Genomic DNA, 22,084 nt, shown 5'->3' with positions numbered 1-22,084 from the left:
TCTCCCCTCTATCAACCTATCCATTATTCAACAGCCGGTTCAAGCAAACGAAACGCGGCATGTTCGTTCCTGTCATCCTTGATCTCCCGCTTGAATGCCGTTGGGCAACACAGCCATCGGATTTGGAGCTTCTCACCAAATCACCGGCTCTGTTCATATTTTCCAGTTCTTTTTCACAAGTTTCGTTAGTTCAATTCCTTCCGACGTTTCGATGTGCTCAATCGCATGAAATCCATGGCGTTCATAAAAACGAATGGCGGGCGCGTTGCCGCTGCCGGTCGTTACAACCATTCCGCTTGCCGAAGGCTCTTGCTGAAGGACAAAGGCAAGCAACGCACTGGCGATCCCTTGGCGAAAACAGTCCGGGTCGACCATCAGCCGGCAAAGGCGAAGCGTCGGGCCGTTCCGCTTATAAGCGATCGCCCCCACGAGCCGTTTGCCCTGACAATAGCCGAAAAAGCGCTCGCCGCATTGTTGCAGCGCATCGACCGTGTCGCGCAGCGGCGGAAGCGCCGTGCTCCCGATGAGCTGCGCCTCGATGGCATACGCGCGCCGTTGCAAATGAAGCACCTTGGCGGCTGTTTTTTTGTCTGCTAGTTGAAGTTCCCGGATCATGCCTCTCTCCCTCTCCGTCAGCCAAAAAGCGGCCTCCCGGGCCGCTTGTCGTTAATGAATGACTTCCTCCATCGCTTCTTGCAGCGAGCGATAGCCTGTTTTCTCATCGCCGTCTTTTCGCACCGTCCATTCTTGCTTTTCAAGCGCCACCTCGCCCCGCTCATTGCGGACAAACGGCATATGAACGACGATCATTTCATCATCTTTGTTAATCGTATAGCCGATGTAATAGCGGTTGCCTTCACCATGCTCTTCAAAAATGCCGACTTGGTCAAGGTCATACGCTTCCATCATCGGCTCAAGCGTATCAATAAACTCCTCGATCACGACACTTCTTGGCGCAAATTCCATCTTCTTTTCCTCCTCTTTGCCTATCTCAACGTTAGTGTGCGGCAAAACGGGGAAAAGAATGAACGGAAATGATCGGCTACGCCGGCGATTCCCCGCAGGCGGTGCGGCTATGTTCTTCAAGCCATTGCTGCAGCTTTTCCGCTTCAAGCGAACGGCTGAAATAAAACCCTTGCGCATAATCGCAAGCCATTTGTGAAAGAAGGACGACTTGCGACTCGGTCTCAACCCCCTCAGCCAGTACTTCAATATCCAGGCTTTTTGCCAAATGGATGATCGTATCGACGATCGTCGCATCTTTTGAGTTTTCAACAATACCTTGGATAAAACTGCGGTCGATTTTCAACAGCGACACCGGCAAATTGCGAATATACGCAAGCGAAGAGAAACCGGTGCCAAAGTCGTCGATCGCCGCCTGCACGCCGAGCTGCTGCAATTCGATTAAAATGTGCCGTCCCGTCTCAATATTTTCCATCAACCCGCTTTCCGTCACTTCCAAAATGAGCCGGTCAGGCGCGAGCCCGGTCTCGCGCAAAATGCGCTTCACATGCTCGACAAGTTCGGGACGATTCAGCAGAAACGGCGACAAATTGACGGCCAGCTTCAAGCCGGGAAATTTTCTTTCCCATTCTTTCACTTGGCGGCACGCCCGTTCGAGCACCCATAGCGTAATTTCAAAAATAAACCCGCTCTCCTCGGCCAACGGAATAAAATCGAATGGTGGAATGTCGCCAAGCACCGGGTGGCGCCAGCGCAGCAACGCTTCGACCCCCATCGTCCGCCCTTTGGCGAGCCGCACTTTCGGCTGGTAGCATAAATACAACTGCCCGCGCATAATGGCAAACGGCAAGTCTTGCTCGATGATGGCCTGCCGGTGCTCGGTCGGACGATAAAAGGCATAGCCGTTTCGCCCCCGCTCTTTCACTTCATACAACGCTTGATCGGCGTATTTCATCACTTGCTCAATCCGGTCGCTGTCTTGCGGGAAAAAGGCGATGCCGACTGATAACGTCGATTGAATGAGTTGTTTTTCGTAATAAAACGGCTCGTGAAAGGAGCTGACAAGCCGCTCGGCCAATGTGGTCATCTCCGTTTTCGTCACATTCGGCAACAGCAAGACAAACTCATCGCCGCCGACGCGGGCGAAAAAGTCGTCGGGACGGAGCGCTTGCTGGACGCGCTTGACCGCCTCGCGCAAAAAGTAATCGCCGGCCTGATGGGAAAAATGGTCATTGATCCATTTAAACTTGTCAAAATCTAAATAACAAAGGGCAAACGGTGTGCGGCCTGTGATCAGCCCATCAATATGCCGTTCAAAATAGCTGCGGTTGGCGATGCCGGTGAGTGAATCAAAGTAAGCGAGCTGGCGCAGCTTTTCCTCATACCGTTTTCGCTCGCTGATGTTTTTCACGGTCACAATAACGCAATCCAACGCTCCCGCCTCGTCAAGAATGGCCTTCCCTTGCGCTTCGACCCAAATCCATTCGCCTTGCTCGCCCCGCTTGCGGAATTCTACGGTTTGCACCTCGTATGTACTGTATAGCTCAGCCAGTTTTTGCGCCACGACCGGCGCGTCATCCGGATGGACAAACGCCAGCACATCTTCGCGCGATATCGGGTGGCGCTCATTCGTTTTTCGTTTCCATGACGGCGGAATGTACACCAACTCGCCGTGGCGTGAAAAAATCAATACATAATCGCTCGAGTGTTCGACAATCAGCTGCAGGCGCCGCTCCGCTTCTGCAAGCCGCGCTTGCAGCCCATCCGCCGCTGTTTGGCGGCGAAGGACGCATAACATGGCCGCCGCCTGGCCGCGTTCATCGATGATCGGTGACATTCCGGCTACGAAGGAACCGCCGGGCAATTCAATCTGAAAGGTGGCCAACCGCTCTTTCATCCGTTTGGCTTGCGCCCGCCCTTCGGCCGCCAACGCCTCCTTTTCTTCCCGGCCTAACGCCAAACGGTCAAAGGCTGGATTTTGATAAATCATGACACCTTGCCAGTTAAAGATGACGACTGCTTCTGTGAAGTGATGGAAAAAGGCCGTATACTTGTCCATGCGATGGTACCTCGTCATTGATCAAAATATGCCGTGATCCTCACTTCCATTTTTACGAAAATACCGGCAAAAATCAACAAATTTCACAAACATTTTGTCAAAAACATGAAACCGCCCGCCAGTGGCTTTCCGGTCACCCGGTTTGCCGCTGACGGGCTTTGAGCGGACACGTTTGGCAACACGTTCCCCCTTTTGTTTGCACATACAGGCAGCACGTTGTCCGCTGCATGCCGCTCGCGCCTTTCCAAAAGCGGCGGAGCGGATTGTCTTTTTGACCGAACAGGCGGCCGTCGGCTTCATGAATGAGAAAGCGGAAATCATCCCGCAGCCGGTCAGTGATCGGGGCAAGCGCCTCATCCTCGAACCAACGTTCATACACCCAATATACATAAATAGCAATATTTTCCCATAAAATAAGCGGCGAGATGCGCGTCAGGCGCCGCAACCGGACGATAAGCGGGGCAAACAAACCGGCGAATACGTCGCGAACGGCTTGCTCGCGCCAACGGCTGCGCTCGATGCCGCATACTTCCGCTTCCGGCGGCTCCAAGCGAAAGCGCGGCATCCACATCTCCCCTTGGTTGTCCGTATCCAGCCAAATACGTTCAGGGTCAAGGATCAATCGTTTGTTCCATACCGACATGGCGTATAAAGCCATCGGCGCCAAAAAGCTTAACCGTTTGATAAGCATGGAAGCGGCAACCGCGTCGTTCGCCGCCCCCATCTCGGTACGGACGTGTGCGACATACTTCACGAGCTGTTCGTTATCGTTCAGCAGCCGATCCAACAACATCGATGACAAGACATTGGTGGTCTCGCTTGAGAAACGGTACGTTTCCAACGCTTTCATTTCCTCTTCGCTTAACCTCATCACGATACGCCTTCTTTCTGTAGGATGCGCCGCCCTTTTCCATACGGGATGCAAAGCGGGGTGCCAAAGAGCGGGTCGTACGTAATTTGGCAGTCCATCTGAAACACATCTTTCACGAGCTGGCAGGAAATGACATCCTCCGGTTTCCCTTCGGCGTACACCGTTTTGTCACGAATGGCGACGAGATGATGCGCATAGCGGCATGCCAAATTGATGTCATGCAACACCATAACGATCGTTCGCCGTTCTGTTTCGTTCAACTCAAACAACAAATCCAAAATATCGATTTGATGCGCGAGATCCAAGTAGGTTGTCGGCTCATCAAGCAAGATGATGTTTGTTTCTTGCGCCAGCGTCATGGCAATCCACGCGCGCTGGCGCTGACCGCCGGACAGCGAGTCAACGGGCCGCTCGGCGAGTTCGGTAAGCCCGGTGGCCGCCAAGGCGCGTGCAACGGCGCGCTCATCTTCGTCGCTCCATTGCCTGAGCCACGTTTGGTACGGGTAACGCCCTTGCTTGACGAGCTGAAGAACCGTCAATCCTTCCGGAGCCACAGGCGACTGCGGCAAAATGGCCAGCCGGCGGGCAATGTCTTTTGTCGATTGTTTGGCGATTTCTTTCCCATCAAGCAATACAGCTCCGCCTGTCGGCTTTAACAACCGGGCCAAGGCGCGCAAGAGCGTCGACTTGCCGCAGCCGTTCGCGCCGATGAACACCGTGATTTTCCCTTTTGGAATCGTCAAGTTCAACCGATCGATAATGAGCGCATCCCCGTACGACAATGTCAATTCTTTCGCCTGCAGCGCGTGCATGCTTGCCCCCTCCTTCATTTATGGTTTCCGAGTTTGGTACAATAAATAAATAAAATATGGCGCACCGAGTGCGGCCGTAAACACGCCGGCCGGGATTTCCGTCGGCGCCAAAAGCATTCGCCCGGCCAAATCCGCTCCCATGACTAACACGCCGCCTAACAGCGCCGCCGTCGGAAGCAGCGCGCCAAACGCCGAACCGACAAGCCGACGCGCCATATGCGGTGCCATCAGCCCGACAAACCCGATGCCGCCGGCAAACGCCACCGCCCCACCGGTGAGCGCTGTACTGAGCAACACAAGCCCGAGCCGTTGCCGTTCGACCGCGCTGCCAAGTCCAACCGCCAGTTCGTCGCCCAACTCTTGCACATTGACGTGCCGGGACACAAGCACGGCCATAAGAAGCAGTCCAATGACCGATGGCGCCATGAACGAAACGTGCTGCCAAGATGCCCCATATACGCTGCCGGTGATCCAAACGTTTGCCTGGCTCGCCCGGTAAATCGGCCCGACGATCATAAGCAGCGTCGTCACCGCCTGCATGAGCGCGGAAATGCCGATGCCGACCAGCACAAGCCGAAGCGGGGCGAGACCGTTTTTCCACGCGAGCCAATACACGAGCCACGCAGCGGCATTGGCGCCAAGAAAGGCTGCGAGCGGCAGCCAGTGGATGCTGACGGTGAGGGAGTTGTTTTCGTCGCTAAACAGTGCCAAAAAGGCGACGACCGCGGCCGCTGCCCCACCGGTGATGCCGAGCACATCCGGCGAAGCGAGCGGATTGCGCACCATCCCTTGCAAAATCGCACCGGCGGCCGCAAGCGCCATTCCAGCCAACCAAGCGACAAGCACACGCGGCAGGCGGAACGTCAAAATGACCGTTTGGTGGATCTCTTCCCCATATCCGAGCAGCGCTGCGGCCGCTTCGAACGGCGAAATGCGCATCTCCCCGCTGCCGACGCTGACAAGAAAAAGCAAAACCGCCACCGCCCCGAGCGCGGCCATCACGGCGGCAGCTTTTTTGTCATAGAAAAACGAGACATGTTTTCCCATTCGGACCGTGACGTATTTTTTCATTTTGCTGCCATCCCCCTGCGGGCAATGTAGATGAAAAACGGAACACCGATCAACGCGGTGACGATGCCGACCGGCACTTCACGCGGCATGAGTATGTAGCGCGCCCCAATATCAGCCGCCAAAAGCAAAATCCCGCCAAGCAAGGCGCAGTATGGAAGGAGCCAACGATGGTCAATGCCGGCCAGCGCCCGCGCCACATGTGGCACCATCATGCCGATAAACCCGATCGGGCCGGCGACGGCGACCGATCCGCCAGCCAACAGCACGACTAACAGAGCGGCGGCAGCCTTGATCAAGTTCGTCCGCTGCCCGAGCCCTTTCGCTACATCGTCCCCCATCATTAAAATATTGACATGCCGCGCCAACAACAAGGCCCCGAGCCAGGCGGCGGCCAAATACGGAAAGACGACTGCCAACAGCTCCAGATTCCGGCCGGCGACCGATCCGGCCAGCCAAAAGAGCACTTCTTCGAGCGCTTTTTCATTGATCGCCAGCATCCCTTGCGTCAGCGAAGCGAACAAGGCAGCGACCGCCGTACCGGCAAGCGTCATCTTCAGCGGCGTTAACCCGTCTTGCCCCGCGGCGCTGATCACAAACACGATCGCCGCCGCTACTGCTGCGCCAATAAATGCGACCCATGACAACATCTGCAAGGAAGAAACAGAAAAAAACGTCACGACAATGACAATGAAAAAGCCGGCCCCGGCGTTGATACCGAAAATACCCGGTGAAGCGAGCGGGTTTCGCGTCAGCGCTTGCATGAGCGCCCCCGCCATCGCCAAGCTCGCCCCGACCGCCGCAGCAATAAGCGCCCGCGGCAGACGGACTGTCGCTACAACCAAATGGGTGTTCGAGCCGTTATTGTCAATAAGCGCTGCCACTGCCTGCCGCCAGTTCGTATCGGTATATCCGTACACAATGCTCATCCACATGGCCGCAAGAAGCAAGATAAACAGCCCGATGAGGCCAAACGTTTTTTGACGGTTTGTTGCGAACATTCCCGCGATCTCCCTTGCTTCATTAATTATATATCTATCGTTAAGTCTATTTGATAATGACTCTCATCGTCAACATTTTTTATGATTTTTTCATGACGTTCCCATCATTTTTTTCATTTTCTATTGACAGTGATTATCACTGTTATTTATTATATTAGCGTAAATGAAACTCATTATCAATATCAAAGGGGGATTTGACTGTGAAATTGAAGCATCTTACTCTGCTTTCCGCCTTCATTCTTTCTCTCCTGCTTCTCGCGGGCTGCGGCGGAAAACAGGAAGAGACGGCCGAGCCGGCGGAAGACAAGGAACCGAAAGCGGAAGAAAGCTATACGGTTGAGCACGCCATGGGCACGACCGAAATCAAAGGAACGCCTAAACGGGTCGTCATTTTAACGAACGAAGGAACAGAAGCGCTGCTTGCATTAGGCGTGAAACCGGTCGGCGCTGTCAAGTCGTGGACGGGCGATCCGTGGTACGACCACATTAAAGATCAAATGGACGGCGTCAAAGAGCTCGGTCTCGAATCGGAGCCAAACGTGGAAGCGATCGCCGCCTTGAAACCGGATTTGATCATCGGCAACAAATTGCGCCATGAAAAAATTTACGAGCAACTGAAACAAATTGCTCCGACTGTGTTTGCCGAAACGCTTCGCGGCAATTGGAAAGACAACTTTATGCTTTATGCAAAAGCGGTCAACCAAGAAGAGAAAGGAAAGCAAGTCATCGCTGAATACGACAAGCGCATTGAAGACTTAAAAGCGAAACTCGGCGACAAGTTAAACATGAAAGTCTCGATCGTCCGCTTTATGGCCGGCGACGTCCGCATTTATCATAAAGACTCGTTCTCCGGCGTCATTTTAGACCAACTCGGCTTCGCCCGCCCGGAATCGCAAAACGTGAACGACTTTGCGGAAACCGGCGTGACGAAAGAACGCATCCCGGCCATGGACGGCGACATCTTGTTCTACTTTACATATGAAACCGGGGACGGCAAAGCAAGCGAACTTGAGAAAGAATGGATCAACGACCCGCTCTTCCAAAACTTAAACGTCGCGAAACAAGGCAAAGTGTACAAAGTGAGCGACACGATTTGGAACACGGCTGGCGGTGTGCTCGCAGCCCACTTGATGTTGGATGATATTGAAAAATATTTTCTGCAAGAACAATAATGCCAAAAATGAAGCTGTACAAAACGGAGCGTTACACACGCTCCGCTGTACAGCTTTTTTGTTGACTTTTGCGCCATCCTCCCCATTATTTTAAAGCATTGGGGATCCATAGCACCATTTGCGGCCAATATGTGATCACAAAGACTAGGCATTTTCCCTTAACCGTTCTTTATTGCCAACAACTTCACTACTGCTATAGTACGCCCGTTTGGCCGGCACGATTGCCAGCGCAGTGGCCGCAACAATTCCCGGGATGGCGAAAGCAAGAAAATTCATCGGGGTAGGAAGCGCCATCGACAGCAGCCATCCGCCAACCATCGGCCCAAACATTCCGCCAAACCGCCCCATTCCCGATGCCGTGCCAAGCGCCGTTGAACGGACAGAAGGCGGGTAGTATTGGGAAACGTATGCTTGGATCAAATGCTGCGCCCCGACAGAGCTTGCCCCGGCTACCGCTACGAGCGCATAAATGTATAGCATATCCCCTCCAAATCCTAACAGTGTCATCGCTACGGCGCCGATGGCATATAAAAAGGAAAGCATTTTTTTCAAATCGTATTTGCTGCTTAAGCGCGCGACAACGATCGCCCCAACAATCGATCCGCCTTGCAAAATCATCAAAAAGGCCAAGCTGGAATTCAAGCCGTACCCGGCTTTCATCATTAAATTCGGCAGCCATGTGTTCAACCCGTATACCATCAACAAGCTCATGAAATACGTTGTCCAAAATAAGACCGTGCTTAATGCCCGCTTTTCCTTAAACAGCTCCACAACCGGCACTTTCGCCCGTTCCTGGCGGTCTGTCGTAAATTCGTCTTTCTCCGACAACGGCACTTCCGGATTTACTTTGGCCATTATGCGAACAATTTCTTGTTTGTTTCCCGTTTGCAGAAGGCGCACTACCGTTTCTGGAGCATACTTGTAGACGAACGGGATAAATAAAAGTCCAAAACCAGCAACCCAAAACACTGCTTCCCAGCCGAATATTGGCATGAGCGTCATGCCAAACACCGGCGCCAACATGCCGCCGACCGAGTAGCCGCATAATACGATCGTCACCAGTAAACTTCTTAACCGTTTCGGTGCGTAGTCGGTCAACAACGCGGTAATGTTCGGCATAATGCCGCCAAGCCCCAAACCGGCAAGGAAACGATAAATCGAAAAAGTCGTTGGATTATCTGCAAACCCGCAAAGCATCGTAAAAAAGCTGAATAAGAATAAGGAAAGAATAATAGCGGGCTTCCTCCCGTACCGGTCAGCCATCATCCCTAACAAAATTGCCCCGAACACCATCCCGAATAATCCGTAACTGCCGATCGTCCCCGCTTCGACAGAGCTTAATCCCCACTCTTCAATCAACACGGGGACTACTGTCCCGTAAACGACTAAGTCATAGCCGTCAAACAAAATAATGAGAAAACATAATGCCACTAACCCAAAATGAAAACGGTTAAATTTGCTTGCATGAATGATTTGTTCAAGATTGATCGTTTGCAATGCACTCACCCCTTTATAATCAGTTGATCGCTCGTCGCTTTCATCAAGATCGAAGCGCTGCCTTTCCTGTACGAGAAAAGGGAAACGTTTACATTTTGATATAGAACCGTGCTCCCAATCCCCTCTCCTTTACTGTTTTATATAAATAGTGAACTAATTTCACTATACAATAAACCATTTCCCTAGTCAAAACTTTTTTAATATTTTATATAGTGAAATTACGAACAAATCTCTTTCACGATCTCGCTCTTAACATCGAAAAAACCCATCCACCCGAAATGAACGTCGGATGGATGGGTTTAGGTTGTTGTTATCGAAAAAAACCGACTCCCACTCCGGTTAGTCGGCCAAAAAACCAAAAGACTTCGAAATTTCCGCCACACAATCCATAATATACTTCCCTGCCTGCTCGTCGGCCGTCTTCGGGATCCGCTCGGTGAATCCGACTACCGTTACCGCAGCAACGAGATCGCGCTGGAAGTCCAAGACCGGGACGCTAAACGACGAGACATGCTTGACTAACGGCTCTAACGCATACGAGAAGAACCGTTGTCGAATGCCTTCGATCTCCTCTTCCAATTGTTTGCGCCGCTCATCAGTCAATTTCCTCAACTCGCTTTGCTTCCATTCCTTTACTTGCGGATCGCGCTCATCCTTGAACGCCGCAAACACTTTTCCTGTCGCTGATAAAAGCGGAAGCCGCGTCCCGACTTGCGCTCCAATGTTTAAGCCGTAATTGGCGCTGTATATATCAACGATCACAGGCCCGCCATGAGTCCAGACAGCCAGCAAGGCGGTTTGGGACGTCGAGGCACTGATTTCGCGCAAATATGGCGTAATTTTTCCGATCACATTCCGATCCCCTAACGCTGCCGCGCAATATTCGATGAATTTTCCACCAAGTGAATACGTCCCATCTTTTTTGTCGCGATACAACACATCAAGCATCGTCAACGTATTTAAATATTTATATAAATTGCTTTTCGTAATGCCGGTTAGTTCTTGAATTTCCGTGAATTTTAACGGCCGGTTTTTTGTAGCGACAATGTCAATAATGTTCAAGCCGACTTGCAGCGACTGGATCACGTTCGTACTTTTTTCATTTTTGATCATGATAAGTTCCCCTTTTGCCTTTTCTTCTTTAACGAATGTATCAGCCACTCCCTAAAAAATCAATCTTTTAACAATATATTTTCGATTTTTTATCGTCCTTTATCTGCGCGTGAACGCAGATGGGGAATTTTTTAAAAATGAATATTGACAATAGTACAAACTTTGAAATATTCTATAAATAGATAACTAAGTTATCAAATAGTGAACAAAGGAGGGGCACACTTGAACAAATACCTTGTTCTCATCCGGAGAACGAACGAATTCACCGGGCGCACTCTCCCAGCCCACCGCGACTTTCTCGCCGAATTAAAGGAATCCGGAACGCTCCTTCTCGCTGGGGGATTTGCGGATCAAACGGGTGGCGCCTATATTTTGCAATGTTCGTCGCAAAGCGAAGCGGAAGCGATCATTCGCCGCGACCCGATGAATGACCCAAATGAAGCCGTTTACGAACTGAAACAATGGAACGCAAACTAGATGACCAACGAAAGGAAGTCGAAATATGAAACTTATCACGTTCACGAAAGATGGCCTTACCCGTATTGGACTGGCGGAAAGCGATTACATCGTTGACCTTCACCGCGCATTCTATGAAAAGCTGCGGGCTGAAGGCAAATTGCGCGCCCAACAAATCGCCGACGCCTATATTCCCAACGATATGGTCGGCTTTTTGCAAGGTGGAGATGAGAGTCTAGACTATGCAAAACAAGCCGTGGAGTTCGCCCTTTCCCATGACAGCGACGTGCCGCTTGTGTTCAAGCGGGAGGAAGTGAAACTGGAAGCGCCGGTTCCGAATCCGGGGAAAATGATTTGCGTCGGCCATAACTATCGCGAGCACATTTTGGAAATGGGCCGGGAAATCCCGCCATATCCTGTCGTGTTTGCGAAATTTGCCAATACCGTCATCGGCCCGGAAGATGATATCCCGTTCCACCCCATTTCCGAGCAGCTTGATTATGAAGCAGAGTTTGCCTTTGTGATTGGCAAGCGGGCCCGCAACGTTTCGCAGGCTGAAGCGCTTTCGTACGTCGCAGGCTATACCATTGTCAACGATGTCACATACCGCGACTTACAGCGCCGCACCCTGCAATGGCTGCAAGGAAAAACGGTCGATGGCAGCGCGCCGATGGGGCCATGGCTTGTAACAACCGATGAGTTGGCCGATCCGTCAGGTCTTGGCATCGCCCTCTTTGTCAATGGAGAAGAACGGCAACGGTCCAACACGGCCAATTTAGTGTTCACCGTTCCGTATCTCGTTGAATTTTTATCCGGTCTCATGACGCTTGAACCGGGCGATGTCATCCTCACCGGCACGCCGGGCGGCGTCGGGGTGGCCCGGAATCCGCAAGTGTTTTTAAAAGACGGGGATGTCGTCCGCATTGAGGTGGAGAAGATTGGGGTGCTCGAAAATCGGGTGAAAAAAGTGGAGGTGTCGTCATGACCAACACGGTTTTATCTTCGGCATCGGCAACGGTCAACGAAACCGTTGACCGCATTGTCGAGTTGGTGCAATCGCTTTCTGAAGAATTGATCCGTTGGAAGCCGTCGGAAGAGGAATGGTCGATCGCGCAAATTCTCTCCCATTTAAACGAAGCAATTCCGTATTGGGTGGGGGAAATCAACCGGATCAAACAAGACGCCTCGACTGCATGGGGCCGCGGACTGGCGGATGAGGTTCGGCTGGCGGCTGTCGAGGAAGCCCATGTCAATGCCCTGCCCACCGCGGAACTGTTGGCGCAGCTGAAAACGGTTCCGGCAACGGTTGATGATCTGTTCCGGCGTCTGGAGGAAAGCGATTTGTCCATTGTTGCGCCGAGCCGCAATCCGAAATTCAACGGTCAACCGCTGCAATTCATTATTGATCATTTGATTGTGGAGCACGTCCAAAAGCACCTGGGGCAAATCAAGCGCAACGTCAACAAATGGAACGAAACTAAATAAAGGAGTGATCACCATGGCGGAGAAAGGGAATTTCCTGCAAGACCAAGATGTCCTTGATTTCAACCGCGATATCGAGCAATACCATTTGGGCCCGCTTTGGAACGCGATTCCCGATTTAATGAAACATCAACCCGAGCCGCACGCCAAAGCGTACTTATGGAAATACAGCCTTCTGAAGAAAAAGTTGATGGAAGCAACGCAAATTTTCACTCCGGACCGCGGCGGCGAGCGGCGCGCCATCTACTTGCAAAACCCGGGGCTGAACTATCGGAAACCTTGGGGCTGGGCATCTACAACCCAAACGTTGTATGCGGCCGTCCAACTGATTTTGCCGGGTGAAACGGCCCCGTCCCACCGCCACGTGCAAAATGCGCTTCGTTTTGTGATGGAAGGCGAAGGCGCGTACACGATCGTACAAGGAGAGCGCATCTTCATGGAGCGCGGCGACTTCTTGACGACGCCAAACGGACTTTGGCACGGCCATGGCCATCCGGGCTCGGAACCGATGATTTGGATGGACTGCCTAGACATTCCGACAGTCTATTTCTTAGGCGGCACGTTTTTTGAGCCGTACCCCGAGAGGCTCCAAGATCCGGAAGTGCCGGATAACTACTCGGCGCAGCGCTATGAAGGAGGAATGGTGCGCCCGGTTTCTGACCGTTATCCGAAAAAAGCGCCGCTTGCGGCATACAAATGGAAGCGCACACACGAAGCGCTCGAAGGACTGAGCCGCTTTGAGCCGGATCCGTATGACGGGTATGCGGTTGAATACATTAATCCGTCCAACGGTGAAACGGCGTGCCCGACGATCGCTTCCTGGATGCAAAAGCTGCCGAAAGGCTTCCATACGAAAGCTCATCGCCATACGCACGCATCCATCTATCACGTCTTTGAAGGATCAGGGTATACGATTATCAACGGCGTCCGCTTCGACTGGGAAAAAGGCGACTTCTTCGTCGTGCCGAACTGGGCATGGCATGAACATGTCGCTGAAGAAGACAGCTATTTATTCTCAACAAACGATTTGCCGATTCTCGAGAAATTTGGCCTGGAGCAGGAGCAAGCATTGGAGACAAACAATGGCTATCAAACTATAACGGGAGAATTCAAACCCGTTCTCGGGTAACCACTCCCCATAATCAATAGGAGGGATTCATCATGACCAAAACAGATTTGATCATCGTCGGCGGCGGCATCGGCGGCTTAGCTGCCGCTCTGGCTGCCGCTGAAAACGGGAAAACATCGACGGTGTTAGAACGGGCGCCGGAATTTGGCGAAGTCGGCGCCGGCATCCAGCTAGCGCCAAACGCGACATCCGTCTTGAAGCGGTTTGGCGTAATGGATGACATTCAAAAGGTGGCTGTCTTTCCGAAACGGCTCGTGCTGAAAGATGTCTATACGGGTGAAGAACTAAGCACGATGGATCTCGGAGAAGCGTTTCTTAAACGCTACGGGCATCCGTACATCGTCCTTCACCGCGCCGATTTGCATCGCATTTTGTTTGAAGCGTGCGTCCGTACAGGCAAAGTGACGTTTGTCAACAACCAAACGATCGTCTCCGTCGACCAACATCACAACGGTGTTACGGTCACGAGCGAAAGCGGCGATACGTTCACAGGCGATGCGGTCATTGGCGCCGATGGCATCCGCTCAAACATTCGCAAATATTTCTCGGACGATGAGCCTGTCTGTTCAGAATATGTCGCTTATCGCGGTACAATTCCGATCGAGGAAATTGAAACGGACAACATTGAGCTCGATGATGTCATTATGTGGATCGGACCGTACTTGCACCTTGTCCAATATCCAGTCAGAAGCAAACAACTGTACAACCAAGTTGTTGTGTTCAAATCATATCGGTATAAAGAAGGCAGCGACGACTGGGGAACGCCGGACGAGATGGAGCAGCGCTTCCAAGGCAGCCATCCGAAAGTATGGCGCGCCCTATCGTTCATCAACCGTCAGTTCCGTTGGCCGATGTACGATCGGTTGCCGATTGACAACTGGACGAAAGGAAACGTCACCTTGCTTGGCGACGCAGCCCATGCAATGCTTCAATATTTGGCCCAAGGAGGTTGCCAGGCGCTCGAAGACGCCTCGTATTTGGCGGATATGTTGAAGCAATATCCGGACGACTATGAACAGGCGTTTTTAGCCTACCAAAAAGAGAGAATTCCGCGCACGGCTAGAGTGCAACGAAGTGCGCGGACGTGGGGAGAAATTCTCCATGCCGCTGACCCGGTAACCATTTTGCTGCGCAACACCATTTTCAAACAGCGCACCCCGCAAGATTATGAAGTGGCCGACTTTTTATACCATTACGAGCATACAAGTAGAAAAATCAAACCGGAAGTATTATCATAAAGATAAGATGACACTCCCATCCAATGCAGGTGGAAACAGCGGAAAGCTGCTTTCCCCTGCTGTTTTTCTTTTCATTATTTCAACGAAAGAAAGGATCGTGATTCATGAGTCAGTCGGAAACATTATGGTCAAAAAACTTTATCAGTCTTTTTCTTTGCAATTTTTTTCTATTTACAAACTATTACTTTCTATTGGTTACGATGCCGATTTACGCCATTCATGACTTGCGCGTCGATGAGTCATTATCAGGACTTGTATCGGCTGTTTTTTTGGCGGCGGCTATTGTGGTCCGCTTCGCCGCCGGGCCGTTTGTCGGACGCTATGGGAAGCTCGCGATGCTCAAGTGGTCGATTGTCATTTTTATCGTCTCTTCAGTATTATATTTGTTTTCTCATACCCTCATAAGTTTGTTAGCCGTTCGCTTTTTGCACGGCTTAGGATTCGGCATCGCGACGATGGTGGCCGGCGCGATCACCGCCGATATCATCCCGCCGTCGCGTCAAGGGGAGGGAATGGGCTACTTTGTCTTATCTTCCAACCTATCGATGGTCGCTGGACCGTTTTTAGGGCTCTTTTCCTTAGAACATTTAGGGGCGTTTTTAATGTTGGCGGCCGCACTGGCATGTGCTGCCATTGCTTTTTTTTCTTCTTTGTCAATTCGGTTACCAGCGCAGCTGAAGCAGCCGCCTTCTAACCAACAAGTCCGGCTCTCGCCAAAACATATGGTCGAAGTGTCCGTTTTGCCGTTGGCGCTCATTGGCGCGCTGTTCGCGTTAGCGTACGCTCCTGTGTTGTCGTTCGTATCCGTTTATGCCCAGGAACTTGAACTTGGCGAAAGCGGCAATCTCTTTTTCGTCATTTACGCCGCCATCTTGCTTCTTTCCCGCCCGTTTACCGGGAGGTGGTTCGATGCGCACGGTCCGAAAGCGCTCATGGCTTTTTGCACCGCATCGTTTGCCATCGGGCTTGTTTTGCTAAGCATAGCCAAAACAGCAGGAATCTTTTTGCTAAGTGCCGCTCTCATTGGAATGGGCTGGGGAAATTTATTTCCTGTTTTGCAGACGATGGCGATTCAATCGGCCCCTCTTGCGCGAAGCTCTTCTTCGCTCGGCACCTTTCTATCCATTTTTGATATCGGAATTAGCGCCGGATCCTTTCTCACCGGCGTGCTGATGGCCTCTTTCGGTTTTCGGGCGCTGTATATGGTCGATGCATGGTTTTTGTTCGTTGTTTTTATCGTCTATTTTGCCATAATAGGGAAAAAACGCCAAAAAGAGCCCTACTCGGCCCAACGGCAGCGCGCCTAGCTTACAAGATGGTTGCCGTCTAAGGCAAAGTATGATACATTCAAACTGTCAATAACCACGCTAGAAACCGACCAATAAAAGAAAGGAAGAAGAAATTTGAGACGTCCGGCATGGATGGCAGCATGTATGTTGTCAGTTGGCGTTCTTCTGTCAGGCTGCGCAGATGGCAGCAGCCAAGAACAAAGCCATTCGAATATGACGAAAACAGCGACAGGTGATATTCGCGAAACAACAAAATCAACGGAGCATTTGCCGAGCTTTTTAGGGGCGTTTGAAGAAGAGATGGCGATCTTGTACCAGCAGGCCGCTGAACACCGCGAGCTGCTCGAACAAATCCCTTGCTATTGCGGTTGCGGGCAATCGGCCGGCCATAAAAACAACTATGATTGCTTTATCTATGAAAATAAAAAAGACGGAGCGGTCGTCTGGGATGACCATGCGACTAAATGCGGCGTCTGTCTGGAAATCGCTGCCGAATCGATCGCCGCTTACGACCAAGGAAAATCGGTCAAAGACATCCGGCAGATGATCGATGAGAAATACAAAGAAGGCTACGCAGAGCCGACGCCGACCAAACCGCTCTAATCCTAGTGAAAAAGCGCCAAACTTGGCGCTTTTTCTAGTTATCATCGCGCAAAAAAGAGACAACTTCAGGCTACGTCTAACCGAAATTCATCTCCCACTTTCACTTCGTTTAGAAGTGGGAGGCTTCTTTCAGAGAATGTTAACAGGCAGCGATTGACCGAAAAGAAACTCAAAACGATCCTCTCTCAAATTGGAAAGTTTTTGTAAAACCAACTTTTCTTTCCGGCGAACTCGATCGCTTTACGAACAATGCCAATCCTTCACCAGCCTCCCAGCTCTCTATCCTGCCTAGGAGCGTCAGTGGCGGCTGAGCACCGCATACAAATCGTGCAACGTATCGATGCCGCGCCCGCGAAGCTCCTTAAGCAAAATCCCCCATAGCTCCGCCATCGCTTCGACATCGCCGTCGGCGGTATGGCGGCGCACGCATTCAATGCCATAGCACGCCAGCGCCTCATCGAGCGTCGGACATGGATGGCGGACAAGCCGAACAATCGGCTGCATATCGACAAAACGCCCCGCCCACTTTTGCCGGTAATGGCGCCAAAGGGCATGACGCAAAAACGCCAAGTCATGGCCGATATGATAGCCCGTTAAGACACCGGCGGCGATAAAAGGGACAAATGTGCGCAGCGCCTCCGCAAGCGGCGGAGCGGGGGCAACATCGTCTTCCGTAATGCCTGTTAAAGCGGAAATGGATGTCGGAATCGGCTGTTCCGGCCTGACGAGGGTCGCATACGTATCGATCACCCGGCCATTGACGGTTTTCGCCGCCGCTATGGCCAAAATCTCGTCGCCTTGCTGAGGCGAAAAACCGGTCGTTTCCATATCGACGATGACAAATGGAATGTCAGCCAACCGACCGTCCCAGTCGATGACATTTTGTTTTTCCTTTTGCAGCGAGCGTAGCCAATGTTCTTGCTGCCACGAAGGTTCATTGCCTAAAAAGGCGGATGACGCCTCGCGCGGGATGCCGAGCGACAAGAGGCGGAGCGCCCGCTGCCAAAAACGGTGCCGCTCATTCATGAATGCTGGCCACCCGCCGGGCGACAAAGCGCTGCAGCCGCTTCGCGGTGCGCATCGCCTGCTTCAACTGCTTTTGCTCCTCCCGCTCAAGCGCCCGCCATAAAATATATTCCCGCCCATCTTCCGCCTCCGTGCCGTACTTTAAGCGAACATAGTAGTAAACATCGAGTGCTTTCGCTATATCGGCGGCGAGCGCCGCCGGCAACCGTCCGGCTTCAGCGAGTGCGCGCCGCCGCTCGGCCGTCGTGGCCGCCGGCACGCGCATCAGGCAGGCGAGCCACTTTAAAGCGTTCGTGATTTGCACATAACCACTTTGCTTCATATGAATTGCTCCGCTATGCGGCCCCCAACGCTCTGTTTGCACGTTCCCGAACCAACCGAGCGGAACCGGAGGAAATGAAACGTGCTCGCCCATGCGCGCCAATAAGGGCGGCCGGTCGGCTATTGCTGCAAACAGCGCCCTTCTTGCCGCCTCAGCCAGTTTCGCGTCGCCGTAAAACGATCTCATATCCATTGCGATGAACAAAAAACGCACATCGCTCGGCCATCCGCCGTCTACATAGGACGACAGCTGCCGTTCCCAATCGGTCAACGACTGCGCCCACCGCTTGTTGGTTGGCATCACATAGCCGGAACAGTACGGATACCCGGCCTCATACAGCATCTTCGTCCCAATCGCCGCCATGTGACGGACGAACTCATAACAAGCCGCTTCCTCTCCCTTGGCACAGTCAAACAAAATGCCATGATCTTGATCGGTCCAAACCGTCGGCTCACGCCGGCCGATGCTTCCCATCACGTACCAACACCAGGCGGACGGACGGCGGCCGACCGACATGTTGACCGCCTCCCGTTCGGCGAGGAAAAAGACGCGGTGGAGCATCACCTCATGCACACAAGCCATTTCTTCGGCCAGCTGCCCGATGCGTTCCAACGCCAAGTGGCGCCGCCATTCATGCGCCAGTTCATCATGACCGAAGCGAAGGTCGATGACCGATTCGGCCTTTTTTAAGTGATCCATTACCTTTGCGAATAATAATTCCATAATCCCGCATCCTCTTCTAATTGATGAAACCGAGTTATCTCCCGTCCACTCAAAACAAACGGAAAATGACGGTGAACAGGGCGGCATATTCGATGCGCTCCCTCGATATAAGCCGCCCCCTATCGCCGCCCTCTTACTGCCGCACCGCTGCATTCGGCTGGTACGCCGGGTCAAGCTGTTCCGGATAACCGTAAGAGCCGTGCTCACTAATATCGAGCCCGGAAATTTCTTGCTCCGCAGTGACGCGCAATCCGATCGTTTTCTTCATGGCATATAAGATGACGAACGAAACTACAGCCACATACACCGCAGCACCAAGCACACCGACTGTCTGAACAATCAGCTGGTCAAAGCCGCCGCCATAAAACAACCCGGCTTTGCCGATGCCTGTGATCTCAACCAACCGCGGCGAAGCGAAAAACCCGGTTGAAATGGTGCCGATCACACCCGCAATGCCATGGACGGAAAAGGCGTAAATTGGATCATCAATTCCTTTTCGTTCAAAATAGATGGATGTCCAGAACGTCAACGACCCGGCTGCCGCTCCGATGATAACCGCCGCCCACGGTTCGACGAACGCGCACGCGGCCGTAATGGCGACAAGCGCGGCCAGCACGCCGTTGACCATCGCCGGAATGTCCGCTTTACCGACTAACATTTTTGCTGTAACAATCGCTGCAACCGCCCCTGCCGCAGCAGCCAAATTCGTCGTCAAGGCGACATAGCCAAAAAACCCATCGCCAACTGCCATCGTGCTTCCAGCATTAAATCCGAACCAGCCAATCCATAAAATCAACCCGCCGATGACCGTGTACACTTGGTTATGTCCCGGAATAACGTTTGGCGTTTTGTCTTTATTAAACTTGCCAATGCGCGGACCGAGTAACATCGTGGCCATGAGCGCCGCAATCGCCCCTTGCAAATGGACAACCGTCGAGCCGGCAAAATCTTGCATTCCAAGTTGCCCGAGCCACCCGCCGCCCCATACCCAATGGCCGATCACCGGGTAAATAGCAATGGTGAAAATCGCCCCGAAAAGGAAATAAACCGATAGTTTCGCCCGCTCAGCGAAGCCGCCCCAGGCAATGGCGAGCGACACACCGGCAAACCCGAGTTGAAACAAAAATTTCAGCTCAAGTGGCACATTGGCCCACGACAACGAATCAAACGTTCCTTCTCCCTCTCGTAAAAACCAACCATCTGTCCCGATCAAACCGTTCCCAGCACCAAACGTAATGGCAAAACCGAACGCCCAAAACGCCAACGAGGCGATGGCAAAACTCAATATTTGTTTGCCAGCTACATGCCCAGAGTTTTTCATACGCGTCGATCCCGCCTCAAGCAAGGCGAACCCTACCTGCATGCCGATGACGAGTACCGCCGAGAGCATGACCCATAGAGCATCAAGCCCAAGCATCAACGTTTTTTCACCCATACCTCATCTCCCCCTATCCGTCATTCATCATCACTTTATGTGTTATAATATATAACATAATAAACCTAAAATCAACGCCTGTTTTTTATAGAAACCGGTTTCACTCACAAAAACTTTGTTAAAATTCCTTACACAAATAAAAAACACCCTTCATTACGAAGGGTGTTCCGCACAGCTTTAAGCAACGCGAATCGGCTTGCCAAACGGCACGCGCGGCATGTAATCGTCCGGCACAAGCCAGAACACTTCATAGTCGACTTGTAGCTCTTCGTAAAAATAGCCCGTCACATCGGTGATGTAAAACAATGTATCGATTTTTTGCGCAGCGGCCCATTCGAGCACTTCGGTGTACGACGATTTCCCATGTTTGAAATACTTGATCGTAGCTACGCCGACCGGCGAGACATCGCGAATTTTGAAATCCGCCTGCACAAGCAGCGTGTCCGGACGCAATTTCTCAAACAGCTTGACGATGTTTTGAATGAGCACAGGCCGCGCCGGGCGGTTCGACGTGTCAATCGCCAATGCGATTGAGTGATCTTTCCGCTCTTTGAGCAACGCCAATAAAGCCCGCTGCCATCTCACGATGATCATCCCCCTTATGTGAATCGCCGTGCGCATTACTAGTATAGACGGCGAAATCCGAAAGTACGAACTGTTTTTCTTTCCTTTTCCCCTTTCATTTCTCACCGATGGACAGCCTTGGCCATCAGTCAAAACGCCAAGGAGCGAATCCTTGGCGCTTTGTTGTTTACTCCGGCCGGGACAGCGGGAGATCCGGCGCGTTTTCTTGATCGACCGCCGCCTCAATTGTCCCTTCCGCATACACATCGCTTACTTGTTCATGCGTCTCGGCCAACCCCGCACCGAGAGCCGTGGCTGACTTGTAATCAGACGGATCATACTGGCGCCCGGCCACCTCAAGCGATTGTTTGTTCTCTGTCATTCGCTTTCCTCCCTGTTAACATCGTTCATTTATAATGTGAAACAGGGATGAAAAATAAAAAGAGGAAGTTTATGGATAAATGCATGCATACATCAGGACAAATACGGCAAACTAACGATACACACTAACTAGAGAGGATGATGGCCAGTGAGACAGCCAAAACAAAACGACAGTTTGGAACAGAAACAAAAAAAACAACAACCGGCAAAAAATATGGAAAAGCAACCGGGATACGGAGATAAAAAACTAGAGGGCCCGAACTATCCCGCGGAATAAGGATGGCGGCGCAAAAATGAGACATTTGCTCGCATTGGCGCTGAAATATTTGCTGACGACTACCGTGATGTTTGCCATTTTGCCACTGTTTTTGCGCATTTCATCCGCGGAACTATTATGGTTCAGCCTTTGGGTGACACTTATCGCCTACGCGCTCGGCGATTTGTACGTCTTGCCGCGTCTCGGCAACGTCTCGGCGACGATCGCTGACTTCGGCTTCGTGTTTGTCGCCACTTGGATCGGCATTGGCGCGTTTTACGACGTTGCCGGAGGCGCCATCGTCAGCGCGGCCTTTTTCTCCGCTTTGCTTGCTGCGTTAGGGGAGCTGTTGTTCCACGGCTACGTGCTGCGTTTTGTCGTCGGCCAACATGGGGAGGAAGGGGCGCCGCTGATCGGCCGCCAGTGGCAGACCGAAGCGGCGGAAGAGTTTGACGTCCGCACCGCCCACCCCGATAGCCGCGAAGATGAACGGGCGGGCGAAGACCGGCAAAACCAAGAACCACCCAATCCCCCAGTTTTATAAGCCAGAAAGCGGCCTGTCCAAAACCCCAACCGGATGCTGCAGCAGGACGAAAGCGGTAAGGCAAAATGTAGAAAAGGGTG

The 22,084-nt window shown here is 52.1% G+C and carries 23 protein-coding genes; 9 read left to right on the top strand and 14 right to left on the bottom strand.

Going from position 1 to position 22,084, the window contains the following annotated elements:
• Window positions 1–153: 153 nt before the first annotated feature.
• The 7 genes from M493_RS06970 to M493_RS06940 all read right to left on the bottom strand — a co-directional run bounded on the left by M493_RS06970 (window position 154) and on the right by M493_RS06940 (window position 6,774).
• A complete protein-coding gene (locus tag M493_RS06970; RefSeq protein ID WP_020959595.1) occupies window positions 154–615 on the bottom strand; it encodes a GNAT family N-acetyltransferase in 462 nt (153 codons plus the stop codon).
• Window positions 616–666: 51 nt separating this feature from the next.
• The gene (locus M493_RS06965; RefSeq protein ID WP_020959594.1) at window positions 667–966 is read right to left on the bottom strand and encodes a DUF5634 family protein; all 300 of its coding nucleotides are present in this window, start codon (window positions 964–966) and stop codon (window positions 667–669) included.
• Between the two features lie 76 nt (window positions 967–1,042).
• Window positions 1,043–3,022, bottom strand: coding sequence for a putative bifunctional diguanylate cyclase/phosphodiesterase (locus tag M493_RS06960; RefSeq protein ID WP_020959593.1), 1,980 nt, complete (start codon window positions 3,020–3,022; stop codon window positions 1,043–1,045).
• A gap of 133 nt (window positions 3,023–3,155) precedes the next feature.
• Window positions 3,156–3,893, bottom strand: a complete 738-nt coding sequence (locus M493_RS06955; protein ID WP_020959592.1) for an IucA/IucC family C-terminal-domain containing protein — start codon at window positions 3,891–3,893, stop codon at window positions 3,156–3,158.
• Window positions 3,893–4,705, bottom strand: coding sequence for an ABC transporter ATP-binding protein (locus M493_RS06950; protein WP_020959591.1), 813 nt, complete (start codon window positions 4,703–4,705; stop codon window positions 3,893–3,895). Before M493_RS06950 ends, M493_RS06955 begins: the two co-directional genes overlap by 1 nt.
• Window positions 4,706–4,723: 18 nt before the next feature.
• On the bottom strand, window positions 4,724–5,776 hold the full coding sequence (locus M493_RS06945; protein ID WP_020959590.1) for a FecCD family ABC transporter permease: 1,053 nt from the start codon (window positions 5,774–5,776) through the stop codon (window positions 4,724–4,726).
• Window positions 5,773–6,774 carry a FecCD family ABC transporter permease gene (locus M493_RS06940; protein ID WP_020959589.1) on the bottom strand — a complete coding sequence of 334 codons (1,002 nt, stop codon included), beginning with the start codon at window positions 6,772–6,774 and terminating at the stop codon, window positions 5,773–5,775. The genes M493_RS06945 and M493_RS06940 overlap by 4 nt, the downstream gene beginning before the upstream one ends.
• Window positions 6,775–6,974: 200 nt before the next feature.
• On the opposite strand from M493_RS06940, the gene M493_RS06935 reads away from it, so the two are divergent.
• The gene (locus M493_RS06935; protein ID WP_020959588.1) at window positions 6,975–7,946 is read left to right on the top strand and encodes an ABC transporter substrate-binding protein; all 972 of its coding nucleotides are present in this window, start codon (window positions 6,975–6,977) and stop codon (window positions 7,944–7,946) included.
• Between the two features lie 144 nt (window positions 7,947–8,090).
• Here M493_RS06935 and M493_RS06930 read toward each other — a convergent pair whose 3' ends face one another.
• Window positions 8,091–9,443: an MFS transporter gene (locus M493_RS06930; RefSeq protein WP_020959587.1), complete on the bottom strand. Its 1,353-nt coding sequence runs from the start codon at window positions 9,441–9,443 to the stop codon at window positions 8,091–8,093.
• 339 nt (window positions 9,444–9,782) lie between these two features.
• On the bottom strand, window positions 9,783–10,556 hold the full coding sequence (locus M493_RS06925; RefSeq protein WP_020959586.1) for an IclR family transcriptional regulator: 774 nt from the start codon (window positions 10,554–10,556) through the stop codon (window positions 9,783–9,785).
• 222 nt (window positions 10,557–10,778) lie between these two features.
• Between M493_RS06925 and M493_RS06920 the strand changes: the two genes are divergently transcribed.
• The 7 genes from M493_RS06920 (at window position 10,779) to M493_RS06890 (ending at window position 16,753) form a co-directional block, all read left to right on the top strand.
• Window positions 10,779–11,033 carry a YciI family protein gene (locus M493_RS06920; RefSeq protein ID WP_020959585.1) on the top strand — a complete coding sequence of 85 codons (255 nt, stop codon included), beginning with the start codon at window positions 10,779–10,781 and terminating at the stop codon, window positions 11,031–11,033.
• A 25-nt stretch (window positions 11,034–11,058) separates the two neighbouring features.
• Window positions 11,059–11,997 (top strand): fumarylacetoacetate hydrolase family protein, encoded by a 939-nt coding sequence (locus M493_RS06915; RefSeq protein ID WP_020959584.1) that lies wholly within the window; start codon window positions 11,059–11,061, stop codon window positions 11,995–11,997.
• Entirely contained in the window at window positions 11,994–12,497 is a 504-nt protein-coding gene (locus tag M493_RS06910) for a DinB family protein (protein WP_020959583.1), read from the top strand. Before M493_RS06915 ends, M493_RS06910 begins: the two co-directional genes overlap by 4 nt.
• Before the next feature lie 13 nt (window positions 12,498–12,510).
• On the top strand, window positions 12,511–13,623 hold the full coding sequence (locus M493_RS06905; protein ID WP_020959582.1) for a cupin domain-containing protein: 1,113 nt from the start codon (window positions 12,511–12,513) through the stop codon (window positions 13,621–13,623).
• A 32-nt stretch (window positions 13,624–13,655) separates the two neighbouring features.
• On the top strand, window positions 13,656–14,861 hold the full coding sequence (locus M493_RS06900; RefSeq protein WP_020959581.1) for an FAD-dependent monooxygenase: 1,206 nt from the start codon (window positions 13,656–13,658) through the stop codon (window positions 14,859–14,861).
• A gap of 104 nt (window positions 14,862–14,965) precedes the next feature.
• Window positions 14,966–16,168: an MFS transporter gene (locus M493_RS06895; protein ID WP_020959580.1), complete on the top strand. Its 1,203-nt coding sequence runs from the start codon at window positions 14,966–14,968 to the stop codon at window positions 16,166–16,168.
• A gap of 114 nt (window positions 16,169–16,282) precedes the next feature.
• The gene (locus tag M493_RS06890; protein ID WP_420480335.1) at window positions 16,283–16,753 is read left to right on the top strand and encodes a PCYCGC motif-containing (lipo)protein; all 471 of its coding nucleotides are present in this window, start codon (window positions 16,283–16,285) and stop codon (window positions 16,751–16,753) included.
• Between the two features lie 297 nt (window positions 16,754–17,050).
• Here the strand turns inward: M493_RS06890 and M493_RS06885 are convergent, their stop codons facing one another.
• From M493_RS06885 to M493_RS06865, 5 genes are all read right to left on the bottom strand, one after another.
• Window positions 17,051–17,779 carry a 3'-5' exonuclease gene (locus M493_RS06885; RefSeq protein WP_020959578.1) on the bottom strand — a complete coding sequence of 243 codons (729 nt, stop codon included), beginning with the start codon at window positions 17,777–17,779 and terminating at the stop codon, window positions 17,051–17,053.
• On the bottom strand, window positions 17,772–18,824 hold the full coding sequence (locus tag M493_RS06880) for a putative nucleotidyltransferase substrate binding domain-containing protein (protein ID WP_020959577.1): 1,053 nt from the start codon (window positions 18,822–18,824) through the stop codon (window positions 17,772–17,774). Before M493_RS06880 ends, M493_RS06885 begins: the two co-directional genes overlap by 8 nt.
• 133 nt (window positions 18,825–18,957) lie before the next feature.
• Entirely contained in the window at window positions 18,958–20,259 is a 1,302-nt protein-coding gene (locus M493_RS06875; protein WP_020959576.1) for an ammonium transporter, read from the bottom strand.
• A 177-nt stretch (window positions 20,260–20,436) separates the two neighbouring features.
• Window positions 20,437–20,844, bottom strand: coding sequence for a VWA-like domain-containing protein (locus M493_RS06870; protein ID WP_023817587.1), 408 nt, complete (start codon window positions 20,842–20,844; stop codon window positions 20,437–20,439).
• 166 nt (window positions 20,845–21,010) lie between these two features.
• Complete coding sequence (locus M493_RS06865; protein WP_020959574.1) at window positions 21,011–21,205, bottom strand: YozQ family protein; 195 nt, start codon at window positions 21,203–21,205, stop codon at window positions 21,011–21,013.
• A 292-nt stretch (window positions 21,206–21,497) separates the two neighbouring features.
• On the opposite strand from M493_RS06865, the gene M493_RS06860 reads away from it, so the two are divergent.
• Complete coding sequence (locus M493_RS06860) at window positions 21,498–22,004, top strand: YndM family protein (protein ID WP_020959572.1); 507 nt, start codon at window positions 21,498–21,500, stop codon at window positions 22,002–22,004.
• Window positions 22,005–22,084: the final 80 nt, after the last annotated feature.

The organism is Geobacillus genomosp. 3, from assembly GCF_000445995.2.
In the GTDB taxonomy this organism is placed as follows: Bacteria; Bacillota; Bacilli; order Bacillales; family Anoxybacillaceae; genus Geobacillus.
The sequence above is the reverse complement of the archived record's forward strand: the minus strand, read 5'-3'. Positions and strand labels throughout refer to the sequence as shown.

What these genes read in the sequence shown, in the direction of transcription:
- M493_RS06915 (WP_020959584.1), top strand. Translation starts at nt 11,059, where the DNA reads ATGAAACTTATCACGTTCACGAAAGATGGCCTTACCCGTATTGGACTG.
- M493_RS06860 (WP_020959572.1), top strand. Translation starts at nt 21,498, where the DNA reads ATGAGACATTTGCTCGCATTGGCGCTGAAATATTTGCTGACGACTACC.
- M493_RS06960 (WP_020959593.1), bottom strand. Translation starts at nt 3,022, where the DNA reads ATGGACAAGTATACGGCCTTTTTCCATCACTTCACAGAAGCAGTCGTC.
- M493_RS06940 (WP_020959589.1), bottom strand. Translation starts at nt 6,774, where the DNA reads ATGTTCGCAACAAACCGTCAAAAAACGTTTGGCCTCATCGGGCTGTTT.
- M493_RS06885 (WP_020959578.1), bottom strand. Translation starts at nt 17,779, where the DNA reads ATGAATGAGCGGCACCGTTTTTGGCAGCGGGCGCTCCGCCTCTTGTCG.
- M493_RS06955 (WP_020959592.1), bottom strand. Translation starts at nt 3,893, where the DNA reads ATGAGGTTAAGCGAAGAGGAAATGAAAGCGTTGGAAACGTACCGTTTC.
- M493_RS06880 (WP_020959577.1), bottom strand. Translation starts at nt 18,824, where the DNA reads ATGGAATTATTATTCGCAAAGGTAATGGATCACTTAAAAAAGGCCGAA.
- M493_RS06865 (WP_020959574.1), bottom strand. Translation starts at nt 21,205, where the DNA reads ATGACAGAGAACAAACAATCGCTTGAGGTGGCCGGGCGCCAGTATGAT.
- M493_RS06900 (WP_020959581.1), top strand. Translation starts at nt 13,656, where the DNA reads ATGACCAAAACAGATTTGATCATCGTCGGCGGCGGCATCGGCGGCTTA.
- M493_RS06945 (WP_020959590.1), bottom strand. Translation starts at nt 5,776, where the DNA reads ATGAAAAAATACGTCACGGTCCGAATGGGAAAACATGTCTCGTTTTTC.
- M493_RS06890 (WP_420480335.1), top strand. Translation starts at nt 16,283, where the DNA reads ATGGCAGCATGTATGTTGTCAGTTGGCGTTCTTCTGTCAGGCTGCGCA.
- M493_RS06910 (WP_020959583.1), top strand. Translation starts at nt 11,994, where the DNA reads ATGACCAACACGGTTTTATCTTCGGCATCGGCAACGGTCAACGAAACC.
- M493_RS06875 (WP_020959576.1), bottom strand. Translation starts at nt 20,259, where the DNA reads ATGGGTGAAAAAACGTTGATGCTTGGGCTTGATGCTCTATGGGTCATG.
- M493_RS06970 (WP_020959595.1), bottom strand. Translation starts at nt 615, where the DNA reads ATGATCCGGGAACTTCAACTAGCAGACAAAAAAACAGCCGCCAAGGTG.
- M493_RS06905 (WP_020959582.1), top strand. Translation starts at nt 12,511, where the DNA reads ATGGCGGAGAAAGGGAATTTCCTGCAAGACCAAGATGTCCTTGATTTC.
- M493_RS06895 (WP_020959580.1), top strand. Translation starts at nt 14,966, where the DNA reads ATGAGTCAGTCGGAAACATTATGGTCAAAAAACTTTATCAGTCTTTTT.
- M493_RS06965 (WP_020959594.1), bottom strand. Translation starts at nt 966, where the DNA reads ATGGAATTTGCGCCAAGAAGTGTCGTGATCGAGGAGTTTATTGATACG.
- M493_RS06925 (WP_020959586.1), bottom strand. Translation starts at nt 10,556, where the DNA reads ATGATCAAAAATGAAAAAAGTACGAACGTGATCCAGTCGCTGCAAGTC.
- M493_RS06950 (WP_020959591.1), bottom strand. Translation starts at nt 4,705, where the DNA reads ATGCACGCGCTGCAGGCGAAAGAATTGACATTGTCGTACGGGGATGCG.